The sequence below is a fragment of the Cupriavidus consociatus genome (assembly GCF_017814975.1).
Lineage (GTDB): Bacteria > Pseudomonadota > Gammaproteobacteria > Burkholderiales > Burkholderiaceae > Cupriavidus > Cupriavidus consociatus.
This window is the reverse complement of sequence record NZ_JAGIQA010000010.1, coordinates 195391-211419: the sequence shown is the minus strand read 5'-3', so window position 1 is coordinate 211419 and position 16029 is coordinate 195391. Positions and strand designations below refer to the sequence as shown.

Below are 16029 nucleotides of genomic sequence, written 5' to 3'. Positions count from 1 at the left end.
GTTCAAATCACATCCGCAAATGTGGATTCCGTTTTGCGGAAATACCAGATGCCTGTCGCGACCAGCGTCACGCTTGTTACCGCGGACACCAGCAGCCCGGGCCAGTAGAGTGTGTATTCACCACCAAGTATCGCCCAGCGGAAGCCGTCGATTACCCCGACCATGGGATTCAGCGAATACACCAGTCTCCATTTTTCGGGGAGGATCTGGCTGCTGTAGCCCACGGGCGAAACATAGACGCCAAGCTGAAGCACGAAGGGAATGAGGTGGCGGAAATCGCGAAATCGCACATTGAGCGCCGCGGTCCACAAGCCGAGCCCGAACGAGACCAGGATCGCCAACAGGATAAAGAGCGGTACGAACACAATATGCCAGGGCGGCAGGAAGCGATGCCATGCCATCACCACGAACAGCAGTACGAACGTGATCAGAAAGTCCACGATCGACACCGCGATCGACCCTACGGGCACGATCAGCCGCGGAAAATAGATCTTCGAGATCAGGTGCGAATTGCCAACCAGACTGTTGCTGCACTCACTCAGGGCATTCGCAAAGAAGAACCACGGCAGCAGGCCAGTAAAGACGACCAGCGAGTACGGTACGTTGCCCGACGCCAGATTCGCGACTTTGCCAAAGACAAAGGTAAATACCAGCATCGTCAGGAACGGCCGGATCAACACCCAGCTGGTGCCCACCACGGTCTGCTTGTAGCGCACAATAATGTCGCGCCAAACCATGAACATCAGCAGTTCGCGATGGCGCCAGAAATCCCGCCAGTAATCCTTGGCAGCGCGTCCGCTTTCAAGATAGGTAACGTTTTCTACCGTACTCATATTGCTCGTTTTTCAGCGTCGGGAGCCGAACCGGGCGTACCCGGCCAGCATTAGGCCTTGCCGTAGTGTTCGACGAACCAGGCGTAGGTTTGCGCGACTCCTTCACGAAGGTCGACGCGTGCCTGCCAGCCAAGGCCATGCAGCCTGCCGACGTCCATCAACTTGCGCGGCGTACCGTCCGGCTTACTCAGATCCTGGACGATGCGGCCCTGGAACCCGGTAACTTCCTTGACGATATCGGCGAGTTCACGAATGGACACGTCGCTGCCCACCCCTACGTTGACGAATGCCTCGTCAGAATATGTCTCCATCAGGAAAACAGCGGCAGCGCCAAGATCGTCCACGTGCATGAACTCGCGACGCGGCGTGCCGGTACCCCACACCACCACCTCCTCGTCCCCACGCACTCTCGCCTCATGAAACTTGCGCAGCAATGCCGGCAGGACATGCGAGTTCTGCAGGTCGAAGTTGTCGCCGGGTCCGTACAGATTCGTCGGCATCAAGGAGATCGCATCGAATCCGTACTGGCGGCGGTAGGCCTGGCACATCTTGATGCCGGCAATCTTGGCGATGGCATACCACTCATTGGTCGGCTCGAGCTCACCAGTCAGCAGGCAGCTTTCCGGCATCGGCTGCGGGGCCAACTTCGGGTATATGCACGACGAACCGAGAAAAAGCAGCTTGCGCGCGCCATGCGTCCACGCCGAATGGATGACGTTGGTCTGAATCGCCAGGTTGTCTCGAATGAATTCGGCCGGATATGCGTTATTGGCGTGGATTCCGCCCACCTTGGCAGCAGCAAGGAACACATAATCGGGCCGTTCGCTCGCGAAGAAGCTGTCCACGGCAGCCTGATCGGTCAGGTCCAGCTCCGCATGGGTACGTTGCACCAGGTTGTCATAGCCGCTCGCGCGCAGGCGACGCACAATGGCCGAGCCTGCCAGGCCGCGGTGCCCCGCCACATAGATTTTGGCTTGAGGATTCATGGCGTCTTACTCGTGGTAGTTGAATGCCTTGAAGCCAGCTTCCTTGACCAGGCTGTCGCGGCGCGCCAGGTCGAAATCGGCCTCCACCATTTCACACACCAATTCCGCAAAGCTTGTACGCGGTGTCCAGCCAAGTTTTTCGCGGGCCTTGGTGGGATCACCCAGCAGCGTCTCCACTTCCGCTGGGCGGAAATAGCGCGGATCGACTCGGACAATCTCCTGGCCTACGGCCACCTTCAGGCCCGCGGCGCTCGCCTTTTGCGCGTCCACGCTGTCGACGATGCCGATTTCATTGACGCCCTCGCCCTCGAAGCGAACACCGACACCCAGCTCGGCTGCGGCAGTACGCACGAAATCCCGCACCGAGTATTGAACGCCCGTTGCGATGACGAAGTCTTCCGGCGTCTGTTGCTGGAGCATCATCCACTGCATTTCTACGTAGTCCCGGGCATGCCCCCAGTCGCGCAGGCTGTTCAGGTTGCCCAGGTACAAGCAGTCCTGCAAACCCAGTGCAATACGGCTGATGGCGCGAGTGATCTTACGAGTGACAAAGGTCTCGCCACGCAGCGGCGACTCGTGGTTGAACAGGATGCCATTGCAGGCATACATGCCGTACGACTCGCGGTAGTTGACAGTAATCCAGTAGCCATAGAGCTTGGCTACGGCGTACGGCGAGCGCGGATAGAAAGGCGTGGTTTCCTTTTGGGGAATCTCCTGCACGAGGCCATACAGTTCAGACGTGGAGGCCTGGTAAAAACGCGTCTTCTTTTCCAGGCCGAGGATGCGGATCGCCTCGAGCAGGCGCAACGCACCCAGCGCATCGCTATTGGCCGTGTATTCCGGGCTGTCAAACGACACCGCCACGTGCGATTGCGCACCGAGGTTGTAAAGCTCGTCAGGCTGAACCTGCTGGATGATCCGGATCAGGTTCGTCGAATCGGTCAGATCACCGTAATGCAGGATGAAATTGCGGTGATCGATATGCGGGTCCTGATACAGATGGTCGATACGATCGGTGTTGAAGAGCGAAGCACGGCGCTTGATGCCATGCACTTCGTAACCCTTGTCCAGCAGAAACTCTGCGAGGTAGGCACCATCCTGACCGGTAATGCCCGTAATAAGCGCGACCTTCTTCATTGCGTATCCTGTTCTTAGGTTCTGCCATAGGAGTCCTCGAAGCGGACGATATCGTCTTCTTCGAGATAGTCTCCGCACTGGACTTCGATCATGACTAGCGGCAATTTGCCGGGGTTCTCAAGCCGATGGCGGTTGCCGGCCGGAATGTAGGTGGACTCGTTGGTATTGACCAGCAATTCCTTTTCGCCATTGACGACCTTCGCCATGCCGCTTACCACGATCCAGTGCTCGCTGCGGTGGTAATGCATCTGTAGCGACAGGGACGCACCCGGCTTGACTTCGATGCGCTTGATCTTGAAGCGCGTTCCACCTTCGAGCACCGTGTATGTGCCCCAAGGACGATGCACCTTGCGGTGGATCTTGCTTGCCGCGTGGCCCTGGGAGTTCAACTGGCGAACAATTTCCTTTACCTCCTGCGCTCGCGCCTTGTCGGCAACCAGCAAGGCATCGGCCGTGTCAACCACGATCAGGTCATTGGTGCCGACCAGGGTGACCAGCCGGTCTTCGCTTCGCACATAGCAATTCGCCGAATCGTGAAGCAGCGCCTCGCCTTCGACCTTGTTGCCGCACGAATCCGCATCGGTCATATCGCTGATGGCTGACCATGACCCCACGTCGCTCCAGCCGATTTCGCAAGGCACCACCGCAACGACGGATGACTTCTCCATCAATGCGTAGTCGATCGAAATATTCGGCGTCGGCTCGAAGGTGTGCGGGTCCAAAGTACGCTGGACCCGCTTGTCCCCGCGCAATTGCTGTGAAGCTGACATGCAGGTCCGCATCGCTTCCAGCACGTCTGGGGCATGCTTTTCAAGCTCAGACAGGACGGTGCCAGCGCGAAAGCAAAAGATGCCCGCGTTCCAGAAATATCGGCCGCTTGCGCAATACTCTGTAGCCTTTTCCAGCGATGGCTTCTCGACAAAGCGACACACCGTCGAGCCATCGGCCTCAATGTAGCCATAGCCGGTCTCAGGACCCTCCGGCTGGATTCCCAGCGTAACGAGGTGCCCACGATCCGCCAGCAAACGGGCCTGCGCAATGGCACTGGCAAACGCAGCCTGATCCTTGATGACATGGTCGGCCGCCAGGATCAGCAGCGTCGCATCGTCGCCATGACGCTCGGCGACGTCAATCGCCGCGGCTGCAATAGCGGCAGCGGTATTCCGCCCAAACGGTTCGAGCAGATATGACGTGGCAATGCCGGAGTCATTCACCTCGCGATACTCATCCTCGGTCTTGAAGAACAGTTCACGGTTGGTCACCGTCAGTACTTCACTGACGTCGGGCAATGCCGCCGCCCGCAGGAATGTCTTCTGCAAAAGGCTATGCGTCCCAGAGAGCCGAAGAAAGGGCTTGGGATGAAGCTCTCGGGACACCGGCCAAAGTCTGGTACCCGCTCCACCCGAGAGAATCACAGGAACAAAAATCATAGAGGTTGCAAGCTCCGGTGTCCGGCTAGTATCCAAATCCAACATGTGTCCATGCCATTCCACTAGTGAAATTCGCGGTCATACGGCGCACGGGCATGCCCGTCGCGCGCTTTGCCCTAGACCAGCGCATGGATCACATTCCGATAATGCTCAATGATAAATTTCTCGTCGAAATTCGATTGCATCTTGGCACGTGCCGCGGCACCCATCCGACGCCATCCTTCCTGGTCGCGCTGTACCATCGCCTCCATTTTCGCGGCGAGGTCTCGAGCGTCCCGTTCCCGGCACAGCAATCCAGTCTCTTCGTGATCGACTACATCCATGCACCCCGGCACCGCAGTTGCTACCACCGGCCGCTCCATGGCGGCGGCTTCGAGCAGTGCTCGGGGAATGCCCTCGCGATAGGAGGGCAACACCACACAACTTGCCGCACCAATAACCGGGCGAATATCCCTGACGGTGCCTAGGTATTCGACTATGCCTTCTCTTATCCACGCATCGACCTGGCTTTGCGGGATCGCGCTGGGACTGTCTCCACCCGCTGGGCCCACCATCTGAAATCGCACATGGTTGTACTTGGCCTTCAACGCACGTGCAGCGTCTACATATTCGCCGACGCCCTTATCCCACAGCATTCGGGCGATCAGGACGAAACAGACCTGAACAGGCGCGGTTTCATTTGCCCCGGCCATCGGAGCATAGAATTCAAGATCGATTCCCTCGCCCGGCAGGACGGTGCACTTCTTGCCGTCCACGAGGCCTGCCGATACAAAGGCCAGACGGTCATCCTGGTTGAGGAACCAGACCTGGCCCGAAAACCGTAGCGCGATGCGATACAGCATTTTGCTGACGATCGACACCATACCCTTGTTGATGAAAACGTATCCCAGTCCGGTCGTGACCGCTATCGAGCGGATGCCTGCCAGACGCGCGGCCATCGAGCCATAAATGTTCGGCTTGATGGTGTAGTGAAAAATCAGCGCCGGCTTGACACGTCGATAGAGTGCCAGAAGCCTGGCGACCAGCCCGATGTCCTGGAAAGGATTGCGCCCCTGGGCGGACATCGTCATCGTATGGACGACACACCCCATTGCCTTAAGCGCGGCAACCTCGGGGTCCTCAGGTGCGACCACATGAACTTCGTAACCGTCGCGGATCAGCGCGGCAAGCAGGCCCCGGCGGAAGCGGTACATCGACCAGGCCGTGTTGGCGCAGAACAGGATGACGCGGCGCGCCTGCACGTCACGAGTCGCTCCATGCGCAAGTGATCGATGTCCATCGCCGGGTTGTCGCAGGCAATCTTGCGTCACGACGTCACCTTAGTAAGGACTCACGACATCGCGCAGCAACGGTGCCGCGGCATCACGATCGTGCAGGATGAGGTTTTCGGTCGCTGGCCAGACTATGCCGATATCAGGATCGTTCCATGCAATCGCACGTTCGTACTCCGGATCATAATAGTCCGTCATCTTGTACAGCACGTCGGCATAGTCGGACGTTACCATGAAGCCGTGCGCGAAGCCCTCCGGAATCCAGAGCTGGCGGAAATTCAGCGCCGACAATGTGACACCCACCCACTTTCCAAATGTCGGCGAAGCCTTGCGCAGGTCCACCGCAACATCCAATATCTCCCCGGCTATTACATGCACCAGCTTGCCTTGCGGCTTGCGGGATTGATAGTGCAGTCCCCTGAGCACGTTGCGCACGGACCTGGATTCATTGTCCTGGACGAACTTCCGGCGAATACCGGTTGCGCGCTCGAAGACGCGCTCGTTGAAGCTTTCCAGGAAGTGACCGCGTTGGTCCCTGAACACGCAGGGTTCAAGGACCAGCACATCGGGAATCCAGGTAGGCGTAGCCGTCAGGCCTGACTGCTGTGCCATTACCTGTACCTCTCCGCGAGCAGGCTGTGCAGATACTGGCCATACGAGTTTTTCGCCAGGGAATTGGCCATCTGCTCGACTGCTTCCGCGCCAATCCACTTGTTTCGGAAAGCAATCTCCTCCGGGCACGCAACCATCAGTCCTTGCCGCTTCTGCACAGTGGCAATGAAACTTGCTGCCTCCAGCAAAGAGTCATAGGTGCCCGTATCCAGCCAGGCATAGCCGCGGCCCAGGACTTCCACGTCGAGTTGTGCCATCTCGAGATAGCACTTGTTGACGTCAGTAATCTCCAGTTCACCGCGCGGCGACGGGCAAATATCGGCCGCGATATCGCAAACCTGGTTATCGTAGAAGTACAGTCCGGTGACCGCGTAGTTGGAACGGGGTTCGACGGGCTTTTCCTCCAGCGAGATGGCACGGAATTCGTCGTCGAACTCGACCACGCCATAACGCTCCGGGTCGTGCACGTGATACGCAAACACAGTAGCGCCCGACTGCCGCGACGACACATCCTTCAATTGCCGGATCAGGGCATGACCATGAAAAATGTTGTCGCCCAGAATCAGCGTCGACGGATCGTTCCCCACGAAGTCGCGACCAATGATGAAGGCCTGTGCCAGGCCATCTGGCGACGGCTGGACCGCGTACTGGAGATTGAGACCCCATCTGGAGCCGTCCCCGAGCATCTCGGTAAAGCGTGGCGTGTCTTCCGGCGTGGAGATGATGAGGATGTCGCGAATACCCGCCAGCATCAGCGTCGACAGCGGGTAGTAGATCATCGGCTTGTCGTATACCGGCAGCAGTTGCTTCGAGACCGATCGCGTGATCGGGTAGAGACGCGTGCCGGAGCCCCCGGCCAGAATAATTCCTTTGCGCATGGGTAGTATCAGGAAAGAATCTGATCGATGAGGTAATGAACGCCCGCCTGCCACTCCGGAAGGTGAATGTCGAACGTGTCGCGCAGCTTGCGTGTATTCAGGCGCGAATTTGAGGGCCGCTGCGCGGCACGTGGAAGCGCCATGGCAGGGATCGCCTCGATTCGATCCGGATCAACTCGCAGTACTACGCCTTTGCGCGCCGCGTAGCGCAACACTTCGGTGGCATAGCCATGCCACGATGTCGCGCCTGCGGCTGCCAGGTGGTAAATGCCCGACGGAAACTCGGCGCGGCTTCCGTGGATCCACGCCCGGTCGATGATGCGTGCCGTCACGTCGGCAATCAGCGACGCCGTTGTGGGCGCGCCGAACTGGTCGTTCACCACCCGCAACGTATCGCGCTCGCGTCCCTGCTCAAGGATTGTGCGCGCAAAATTGGTGCCGTGCGCGCCGGCAACCCAGCAGGTGCGCAACACTATTGCCGAAGCATTCGTGCCGGCAATGGCCCGCTCACCCGCGAGTTTGCTCTTGCCGTACACAGACAGCGGTCCGACTTCGTCGGTCTCCACGTGCGGTGTGTCGTGGGAGCCGGCAAAGACGTAATCTGTCGAATAGTGGACCAACAGGCTGCCCAGCGAGCATGCTTCCTCGGCTAGGACACCGGGAGCAACACCATTGACCGCAAAGGCCAACTCGCTCTCGGACTCGGCCTGATCCACCGCGGTATAGGCCGCCGCATTGACTATCACGTCAGGCCGTAGCCGGCGCACCACGGCACGTACAATATCCGGCGCGCCGAGGTCACATGCAGCGTGATCCAGGGCAAACACCTGGCCCAACGTGGCCAAGCTGCGCCGCAACTCGAAACCGATTTGCCCGTTGCTTCCCGTTACAAGAATGCTCGGCGCCTCAGGTCGCTTATGCAGCATATTGCTTGGCCACCCAGGTCCGATATTCACCGGAAATCACATCCTGTACCCATGCCTGGTTCTCGAGGTACCACAGCACGGTCTTGCGCAAGCCTGATTCAAACGTCTGAGCAGGTACCCAGTCCAGTTCGCGCTCTAGCTTGCGGGCGTCGATTGCATAGCGACGGTCATGGCCCGGCCGGTCCTTGACGAACGTGATCTGATCGCGATAAGAGCCAGCCGCCTTGGGCTTCAGCTCGTCGAGCAGATCGCACAAGGTATGCACCACCTCAAGGTTCGTCTTTTCGTTCCAGCCGCCAACGTTGTAAGTTTCCCCGAGCCGGCCTCGAGCAAGCACTTCGCGAATGGCGCTGCAGTGATCCCCGACGTAAAGCCAGTCGCGCACATTCTGCCCGTCGCCATACACAGGCAAGCCCTTGCCCGCCAGCGCGTTGGTGATCATCAGCGGGATCAGCTTCTCAGGGAAGTGATAGGGGCCGTAGTTGTTGGAGCAATTCGTGGTTACGACTGGCAACCCGTAAGTGTGGTGATAGGCGCGGACGAGATGGTCGGAAGCTGCCTTCGACGCGGAGTAAGGGCTGTTTGGTGCGTACGGCGTCGTTTCGGAAAACTGGGGATCCTGCGGCCCCAAGGATCCGAACACTTCGTCCGTGGACACATGCAAGAAGCGGAACCGGGCTTGGTCGCCCTTATCAAGACTGCTCCAGTAGGCGCGCACGGCCTCCAATAGCGTAAAGGTCCCTACGACATTGGTCTGGATGAACTCCGCCGGACCGTGGATGGAGCGGTCAACGTGGCTTTCCGCTGCGAAATGGACGACGGCACGCGGCTTGTATTCAGCCAGCAAGCGATCGAGGGCAGCACGGTCGCAAATATCTGCTTGGGCAAAGACGTGGCGCGGATCTCCGGTCAGCGAGGCCAGCGTCTTGAGATTCCCGGCATACGTCAGCTTGTCAACATTGACAAGGCTGTCTGCCTCAGGCTGGGCCAGCCAGCTAAGGACAAAATTGGCGCCGATAAACCCCGCACCTCCCGTGACCAAAATGTGCGACAAAATGCTTGCTCCCCTGCCTTCGATATGTTTCGAGTAGCCGACAAAAGCCGACCGTCCGCCAGTGCCTGTGGAAGCTGGCGGAATCCTTAAGTCCTCGTGGAAGTGGCGGTATTCTATCTGAGCCGAGCCCTCTGACCCGGCTCAATACCTAACTTTTTGTAGCGTCTTGTAACGCTTCGTCGAATCGATTATGCGATGCTACGTGAATTTCCTGCCGAAACTTCCCGACTATCTGCAATATCGGCGACTCCCCAATGTCCGTTAATCGACTCCGCTCAGAATCGCCCTTCGCCATTGGCGATCTCCAGGGCTGCTCCCCTTCCCTCCGCGACATCCTTGGCAAGCTGCCGCCCGAAGCACCGCTGCGCTTCGTTGGCGATATCGTCAACCGCGGCCCGGCCTCAATGGAGACATTGCGCACTGTCAAGGCGATGGGCTCACGCGCCGAGACTGTTCTCGGCAACCACGACATTCACATGCTGGCAGTCGCCGCGGGCGTGCGCAAGAAGGGTTCGTCTGACACGATCGACGAGATCGTTGCCGCCCCCGATCATGCCGAACTCCTCACCTGGCTCCGCCACCGCCCCCTAGCCCTCAAGGAAAACAACTTCCTCCTAGTCCACGCCGGCGTCCTCCCCCAATGGACCGCCACCCAGGTCATCGACCTAGCCCAGGAAGTCGAAGCCCAACTTCAGGGCCCCAACTGGCAAGGCTTCCTCGCCGACATCTTCGGCAACACCCCCGACCGCTGGCACGACGGCCTGCGCGGCATCGAACGGCATCGCGTGGTGGTCAATGCCCTTACCCGATTGCGCTATTGCACCGTCGATGGCGTGATGGACTTCAAGACCAAGGAAGGGCTCGGCAAGGCGCCGGATGGCTTTATGCCGTGGTTCGATGTGCCGGGACGGCGCACCGGGGATGTGACCGTGGTGTGCGGGCACTGGTCGACGCTGGGCCTGGTGATGCGGCCGGACCTGATGGCACTGGATACCGGCTGCGTCTGGGGCGGCAAGCTGACGGCGGCGCGCATGGCGGCGGATCCGGCAGAGCGGACCGTAGTCCAGGTGGATTGCCCGCAATATTGTGATCCGCTGGCCTGAGGCGCAATCCCGCGTTGGCGGGGACGACAACCGCGCTAGCTGATGACAGCGGAGGCTACCGCAGATTCCGCGGCAGGGTTGGCAGGCTGGTTCAGCCGCTCGACCGTTGCCACGGCCTCGTCACCGGCACCCTGCGCGAGATGCTGCACGACCTCGCGGGCGGCGCTTGCCAGCTCGCGGCGGTCGGCGGACACCGGCGCCAGCGGCGGACCGATGACCACCCGCGCCTTGATGCGCGGGGCGCGCAGGACGGCGTTCAGCGACTGCAGTAGCGTGGTGTCGTCGATATAGGCGGCGGCCAGCGTCGGCTTGCCGGTGGCTGCGTCCAGGTAGTTCAGTCCGATAGGCTGCACCGGCAGCCCGCCGGAGATCGGAGCCTGCATCAGGTTGGCGTGGAACGGCAGCACCCCGGTGCCGTCGGTGGTGGTCCCTTCGGGGAACACGCCGACGAGGTCGCCCTGCAGCATGACATCGGTGATGTCGTGCAGGACCCGGTGGGCGTCGCGCTTGCGCGCGCGTTCGATAAAGATGGTGCCGGTCTTGTCACACAGCCAACCGATCAGCGGCCAGCTGCGGATCTCGGATTTGGCAACGAACCGTACGGGCTGCCAGCTATGGATCACATAGATGTCCAGCCACGAGATATGGTTGGACACGACCAGCGCACCCTGGCGCGCGGCACCGTGCGAGGGCTCGCCGCGAACGTCGACGACTTCGACCTGCACCCCGCAGATGCGCAGCAACCGCCGCGACCAGCGCCGGATGTGCCAGGCGCGCGAGCGCGCGCCGAGCCATGGGAACAGCACCGCGCAGGTCAGCAGCCCACGCAGCAGGTGCAGCACCAGCGCGGTCTTGCGCAGCCAGATCATGCGTTGGCGTGGTTGCCGTTACCGTTGCCGCTGCCGTTGCCATATACGATCTGGCCGCCGACGAGAGTCATGCGCACCCTGCCTTCCATCTCGTAGCCGAGCCACGGCGTGTTCTTGCCCTGGCTCTTGAGCGAGCGGCGATCGACCTTCCACACCTGTTTGGGATCGAACACGCAGACATCGGCGGCGGCACCGGCGGCCAGCGTGCCGGCCTTCAGGCCGCTCACGCGGGCGGGCTCGGAGGTGATGCGGGCCAGCGCCTGCGCCAGCGGCACCTTGTGCTCGGCGGCCCAGCGCAGGGTCAGCGGCAGCAGCAGTTCCAGGCCGGTAGCGCCAGGGGTGGCTTCGGCGAAGGGCAGCAGCTTCTCGTCGTCGTCCACCGGGGTGTGGTCGGAGCACAGCGCGTCGATGGTGCCGTCGGCCAGTGCGGCGACGATGGCGTCGCGGTCGCGGGTGCTGCGCAGCGGCGGCGAAAAGCGCATCTGGGAGTTGAAGTAGCCGATATCCATGTCGGTCAATGAGACGTGATGGATATTGACGTCACAGCTGACCGGCAGGCCTTCGCGCTTGGCCTGGCGCACCAGTTCCAGCCCGGCGGCGGAGGACAGGCGGCACAGGTGCACGCGGGCGCCGGTGGAGCGCATCAGTTCGAAGATGGTGTGCAGGCGCACGGTCTCGGCGATCACGGACACGCCGGACAGGCCCAGGCGCGATGCGACCGCGCCGCTGGCGGCCACGCCGCCGCCCAGGAAGGGATCTTCCGGGCGCAGCCAGACCGTAAAGCCGAAGGTCTGCGCGTACTGCAGCGCGCGCAGCAGCACCTGGGTGTTGCGCACCGGCTCCTCGGCCTGGCTGAAGCCGACGCAGCCAGCCTCGGTCAGCTGGTTCATTTCGGTCAGCACTTCGCCCTTCAGCCCCAGCGTCAGCGCGCCCAGCGGGTAGACGTGGGTCTGGTTCAGCGTGCGGGCGCGGAACTTGAGCATCTCGACCAGGCCCGGCTCGTCCAGCACGGGGTCGGTGTCGGGCGGGCAGATCAGGCTGGTGACGCCGCCGGCGGCGGCGGCGGCGACTTCGGATTCGAGGGTGGCCTTGTACTCGTAGCCGGGTTCGCGCAGGCGCGCGGACAGGTCTACCAGGCCGGGGCACACGATCAGGCCCTTGGCGTCGACGACCTTGTTGGCGGTGAAGTCCGCCGGGGCGCTGCCAACGCCGACGATCTTGCCGGCGGCGAGATAGAGGTCCTGGACGGCATCGGTATTGCTGGCGGGGTCGATCAGGCGGCCGCCCTGGATGTGAATCTTCATAGCTTGGCTTGTCGTATCGGTCGTATCGCTTGGCGTGTTCGGTAGGTCTTGGCTATGCCGCATCGTTGTCAGTCGTTGTTCCCTGCCACGATGCCCATCACCGCCATGCGCACGGCGATGCCGAAGGTCACCTGGTTCAGGATCACCGATTGCGAGCCGTCGGCCACGGCAGAGTCAATCTCGACGCCGCGGTTCATCGGGCCCGGGTGCATCACGATGGCGTCGGGCCTGGCCAGCGCCAGGCGCTCAGGCGTCAGGCCATAGGCCTTGAAGTATTCCTGTGCGGAGGGCAGCAGCGCGCCACTCATGCGCTCGTTCTGCAGCCGCAGCATGATGACTACGTCGACGCCCTTGAGGCCCTCTTCCATGTTGTGGAAGACGCGCACGCCCATCTGTTCCAGGCCGGACGGCAGCAGCGTGCGCGGCCCGATGGCGCGCACCTCAGGCACGCCGAGCGTGGTCAGCGCGTGGATATCCGAGCGCGCCACGCGCGAGTGGAGGATATCGCCGACGATGGCCACCGTCAGGTTGGTGAAGTCCTTCTTGAAGTGCCGGATCGTGTACATATCCAGCAGACCCTGCGTCGGGTGCGCATGGCGGCCGTCGCCCGCATTGATCACGTGCACGTGCGGCGCGACGTGCTCGGCGATCAGGTAGGGCGCTCCCGAGCTGGCATGGCGCACCACGAACATGTCGGCGGACATGGCCGACAGGTTGTTGATGGTGTCGAGCAGCGACTCGCCCTTGCTGGTCGACGACGCATTGATGTTCAGGTTGAGCACGTCCGCCGACAGCCGCTTGGCCGCGATCTCGAAGGTGGTGCGGGTTCGGGTGGAGTTCTCGAAGAACAGGTTGAACACGCTCTTGCCGCGCAGCAGCGGCACCTTCTTGACATCGCGGTCTGAGTCGGACAGCGATACGAACTGGCTGGCGGTGTCAAGGATGTGCGTGATCATGTCACGCGACAACCCCTCGATCGACAGCAAATGCTTCAGTTCGCCGTTCTTGGTGAGCTGCGGGTTGCGGAACGTCTTGGTCATGGCAGGTCGGGCGCGGGCAAAAAACGGGGTGGTCTGGTCTCGTGGCGGTCGCCAGGCGCGCTACAGTGCAATGCAGCGCCTGGCAGGCAACGCCGGCTCAGCCGGCGGCAGTATCGGTGGGTTCGTTGGCGAAGGCGAAGCGCGCGTCAGCGCCCTCGCCCTGGCGCGACAGCACCAGCGTCGTGCCGCGCGGCAGCTCGATCTCGGCGGCCACCAGGTCGGCGGCGATCGGCAACTGGCGCCCGCCACGGTCGGCCAGCACGCCCAGCGCCACGCGCGCCGGGCGGCCGTAGTCGAACAGTTCGTTGACGGCGGCGCGGATAGTGCGGCCGGTAGCCAGCACGTCGTCGATCAGCAGGATGTTGCGGTCTTCCACGGCAAACGGCAGCGTGGTCGACTGGGCCTGGCTGTGCAGGCCTTTCTTGGCGTAGTCGTCGCGATGGAAGGCGACGTTGATCACGCCATGCTCGGGCAGGTTCAGGTCGCTGGCCAGGCGCGCGGCAATCCACGCCCCGCCGGAATGGATGCCTGCCACCGACCAGCGTTCACGCTCGGCGTCGGGGATCAGGGCGCGGGCCTGGTCCAGCAGCTTGCGGTACAGCGCCTCGGCGTCGGGTGCGGAAATCTGCGTCATAGCGGGAATTGGTCGAAATACTGTTGCAGGATGATGCGCGCGGCTTCGGCGTCGAGTTCGCCGCGGCGCGCGCCGGCCATCGACGCGGCGCGCGAGGAATAGCGCTCGTCCACCCATTCCACCGGCAGGTTGAAGCGGCCATTGAGCTGGTTGCCGAAGCGCCGCGCCAGCCGCATCATCGGCTGTTCTTCGCCATCCGGGTTGACCGGCATGCCGACGATCAGCTGCACCGGGTTCCATTCCTGGATCAGCGCACCCACGGCTTCGAAGCGGCCTTCAACGGTGATATTGGGGAGAATGGTCAGCGCACGCGCCTCGCGCGTGATGAAATTGCCCAGCGCGACGCCGATCTTTTTTTCGCCGTAGTCGAATGCCAGGACCGTGCCGTCGCGGGGCAGTTCGCGCCCCACGGCATCAGGCATGCCCGGCCTCGCCAGACAGCATGTTGACGTCGACGCCCAGCAGGCCGATGGCCGCGGCAAAGCGGCCTTCGGGCGGCACGCTGAAGATGATCTCGGGATCGGCCTGGACGGTCAGCCAGCCGTTGCGGCTGAGTTCTTCTTCCAGCTGGCCGGCACCCCAGCCGGAATAGCCTAGCGTCAGCAGGAAGCGGTGCGGGCCGCTGCCGTTGGCCACGGCCTCCAGCACGTCCTTGGAGGTGGTCATTTCGAGCCCGCCGGGCACCGCCAGCGACGAGACATAGACGCCGACCGGGTCATGCAGCACGAAGCCGCGCTCGGTCTGCACCGGGCCGCCGAAGTAGACCGGCTGGTGCGCCACCGGCTGGATTTCAAGCTTGAGGTCGATCTTGTCGAACAGCGTGGCCATGTCGATGTCGATGGGCCGGTTGATCACCAGCCCGAGCGCGCCACGCTCGTTGTGTTCGCAGATATAGACGACGGAACCCGAAAAGGTCGGATCAGCCATGCCAGGCATGGCAATCAGGAACTGATTGGTCAGATTGATGGGTGCTTCGGGCTTCGCCATGCCTTGCATTTTATCAAATCGCCGGGGGTCTTCCGGAAAAGATTGGCGGGCGTTGCAGTGCAGCAATGGGCGCCCGCGCAGGCCGCTTGCCGGGAGTTACGCACCGATGATACGGCCTTTGTTCATCCCTTGCGGGTCAGCGCCGCGAGTTCGTCCGCTGTGAGCCAGCGCCATTCCCCTTCCGCCAGTTCCGGATCCAGTTGCAGGCTGCCGAGCGCGCTGCGATGCAGGGCGCTGACGTGGTTGCCCGCCGCGACCACCATGCGCTTGACCTGGTGGTACTTGCCCTGCAGCAAGGTCAGGCGCAGGCTGCGTTCGCCGGTGATCTCGCAGGCTTCTGCCGCGATCGGCGCCGGTTCGTCCAGCAGCTGTACGCCGGTGACCAGCGCCTGCGCCTGTTCCGGCGTGACCGGCTCCGCGGTCGTCACTTCATACACCTTGGGCACCTTGCGCTTGGGCGAGGTCTGGGCGTGAATGAACTGGCCGTCATCGGTCAGCAACAGCAGCCCGGTGGTGTCGTGGTCGAGCCGGCCTACGGCCTGGACCTCGCGCTGGCGCAGCGGCACCGGCAGCAGGTTGTACACGCTGGGATGGTGGCGCGGGCGCTGCGAGCATTCATAGCCGGCGGGCTTGTTCAGCATCAGGTAGGCCTTGGTACAGGCGATCCAATCCTCGCCGTCGACGGTCAGGCGCAGGCCGTCCACCTCGAACTGGGCGCGCGGATCCTCGCACAGCTCGCCGTTGACTTCGACCAGTCCGGCGGCGACCAGGTCGCCGCAGTAGCGGCGGGTGCCGAAGCCCTGGGATTGGAGGATGCGGTCGAGTGTCATGTGCTTTGTTGCTGATTCGTTGGTCGGAGCGGCGGATCGTGCCGAACCGCTATGTTAGGGTATTGGCAGGACGAATCCGGCGCGCCCCCCGGCGGCAGCCATTTCCCGGCATCATTGCGCGCATTCCTTCGACTC

17 protein-coding genes are annotated in these 16029 nt (G+C 62.0%); 1 reads left to right on the top strand and 16 read right to left on the bottom strand.

The genetic code is table 11. The annotated features are described in order from the left end of the window. Window positions 1-2: 2 nt before the first annotated feature. The 9 genes from J8I82_RS16085 to rfbB all read right to left on the bottom strand — a co-directional run bounded on the left by J8I82_RS16085 (window position 3) and on the right by rfbB (window position 9127). Window positions 3-833 (bottom strand): ABC transporter permease, encoded by an 831-nt coding sequence (locus J8I82_RS16085; protein WP_209759137.1) that lies wholly within the window; start codon window positions 831-833, stop codon window positions 3-5. A gap of 50 nt (window positions 834-883) precedes the next feature. Next, a complete protein-coding gene (gene fcl / locus J8I82_RS16080; RefSeq protein ID WP_209759135.1) occupies window positions 884-1819 on the bottom strand; it encodes a GDP-L-fucose synthase in 936 nt (311 codons plus the stop codon). A gap of 6 nt (window positions 1820-1825) precedes the next feature. Further along, window positions 1826-2956: a GDP-mannose 4,6-dehydratase gene (gene gmd / locus J8I82_RS16075; protein ID WP_209759133.1), complete on the bottom strand. Its 1131-nt coding sequence runs from the start codon at window positions 2954-2956 to the stop codon at window positions 1826-1828. A gap of 14 nt (window positions 2957-2970) precedes the next feature. Continuing rightward, complete coding sequence (locus tag J8I82_RS16070) at window positions 2971-4386, bottom strand: mannose-1-phosphate guanylyltransferase/mannose-6-phosphate isomerase (RefSeq protein WP_209759131.1); 1416 nt, start codon at window positions 4384-4386, stop codon at window positions 2971-2973. A 116-nt stretch (window positions 4387-4502) separates the two neighbouring features. Continuing rightward, on the bottom strand, window positions 4503-5627 hold the full coding sequence (locus J8I82_RS16065; protein WP_284183080.1) for a glycosyltransferase family 4 protein: 1125 nt from the start codon (window positions 5625-5627) through the stop codon (window positions 4503-4505). A 78-nt stretch (window positions 5628-5705) separates the two neighbouring features. Next, a complete protein-coding gene (rfbC, locus tag J8I82_RS16060) occupies window positions 5706-6269 on the bottom strand; it encodes a dTDP-4-dehydrorhamnose 3,5-epimerase (protein WP_209759129.1) in 564 nt (187 codons plus the stop codon). Continuing rightward, complete coding sequence (gene rfbA / locus J8I82_RS16055; protein WP_209759127.1) at window positions 6269-7147, bottom strand: glucose-1-phosphate thymidylyltransferase RfbA; 879 nt, start codon at window positions 7145-7147, stop codon at window positions 6269-6271. Before rfbA ends, rfbC begins: the two co-directional genes overlap by 1 nt. Before the next feature lie 8 nt (window positions 7148-7155). After that, on the bottom strand, window positions 7156-8073 hold the full coding sequence (gene rfbD, locus J8I82_RS16050; RefSeq protein WP_209759125.1) for a dTDP-4-dehydrorhamnose reductase: 918 nt from the start codon (window positions 8071-8073) through the stop codon (window positions 7156-7158). Next, window positions 8063-9127: a dTDP-glucose 4,6-dehydratase gene (rfbB, locus tag J8I82_RS16045; RefSeq protein ID WP_209759123.1), complete on the bottom strand. Its 1065-nt coding sequence runs from the start codon at window positions 9125-9127 to the stop codon at window positions 8063-8065. Before rfbB ends, rfbD begins: the two co-directional genes overlap by 11 nt. Window positions 9128-9381: 254 nt before the next feature. Here rfbB and J8I82_RS16040 point away from each other — a divergent pair, with 254 nt between their 5' ends. Beyond that, entirely contained in the window at window positions 9382-10230 is an 849-nt protein-coding gene (locus J8I82_RS16040; protein WP_209759120.1) for a symmetrical bis(5'-nucleosyl)-tetraphosphatase, read from the top strand. Between the two features lie 35 nt (window positions 10231-10265). Here J8I82_RS16040 and J8I82_RS16035 read toward each other — a convergent pair whose 3' ends face one another. The 7 genes from J8I82_RS16035 to J8I82_RS16005 form a co-directional block, all read right to left on the bottom strand. Continuing rightward, the gene (locus J8I82_RS16035) at window positions 10266-11099 is read right to left on the bottom strand and encodes a lysophospholipid acyltransferase family protein (RefSeq protein WP_209759119.1); all 834 of its coding nucleotides are present in this window, start codon (window positions 11097-11099) and stop codon (window positions 10266-10268) included. Beyond that, entirely contained in the window at window positions 11096-12403 is a 1308-nt protein-coding gene (locus J8I82_RS16030; RefSeq protein WP_209759117.1) for a dihydroorotase, read from the bottom strand. Before J8I82_RS16030 ends, J8I82_RS16035 begins: the two co-directional genes overlap by 4 nt. Before the next feature lie 68 nt (window positions 12404-12471). Beyond that, complete coding sequence (locus J8I82_RS16025; RefSeq protein ID WP_115704367.1) at window positions 12472-13443, bottom strand: aspartate carbamoyltransferase catalytic subunit; 972 nt, start codon at window positions 13441-13443, stop codon at window positions 12472-12474. Window positions 13444-13540: 97 nt separating this feature from the next. Then, window positions 13541-14077, bottom strand: coding sequence for a bifunctional pyr operon transcriptional regulator/uracil phosphoribosyltransferase PyrR (gene pyrR, locus J8I82_RS16020; RefSeq protein ID WP_209759115.1), 537 nt, complete (start codon window positions 14075-14077; stop codon window positions 13541-13543). Next, complete coding sequence (gene ruvX / locus J8I82_RS16015) at window positions 14074-14499, bottom strand: Holliday junction resolvase RuvX (protein WP_209759113.1); 426 nt, start codon at window positions 14497-14499, stop codon at window positions 14074-14076. Before ruvX ends, pyrR begins: the two co-directional genes overlap by 4 nt. Next, a complete protein-coding gene (locus J8I82_RS16010) occupies window positions 14492-15064 on the bottom strand; it encodes a YqgE/AlgH family protein (protein ID WP_041681585.1) in 573 nt (190 codons plus the stop codon). Before J8I82_RS16010 ends, ruvX begins: the two co-directional genes overlap by 8 nt. Window positions 15065-15186: 122 nt before the next feature. Beyond that, window positions 15187-15894, bottom strand: coding sequence for a 16S rRNA pseudouridine(516) synthase (locus tag J8I82_RS16005; protein ID WP_209759111.1), 708 nt, complete (start codon window positions 15892-15894; stop codon window positions 15187-15189). Between the last annotated feature and the right edge of the window lie 135 nt (window positions 15895-16029).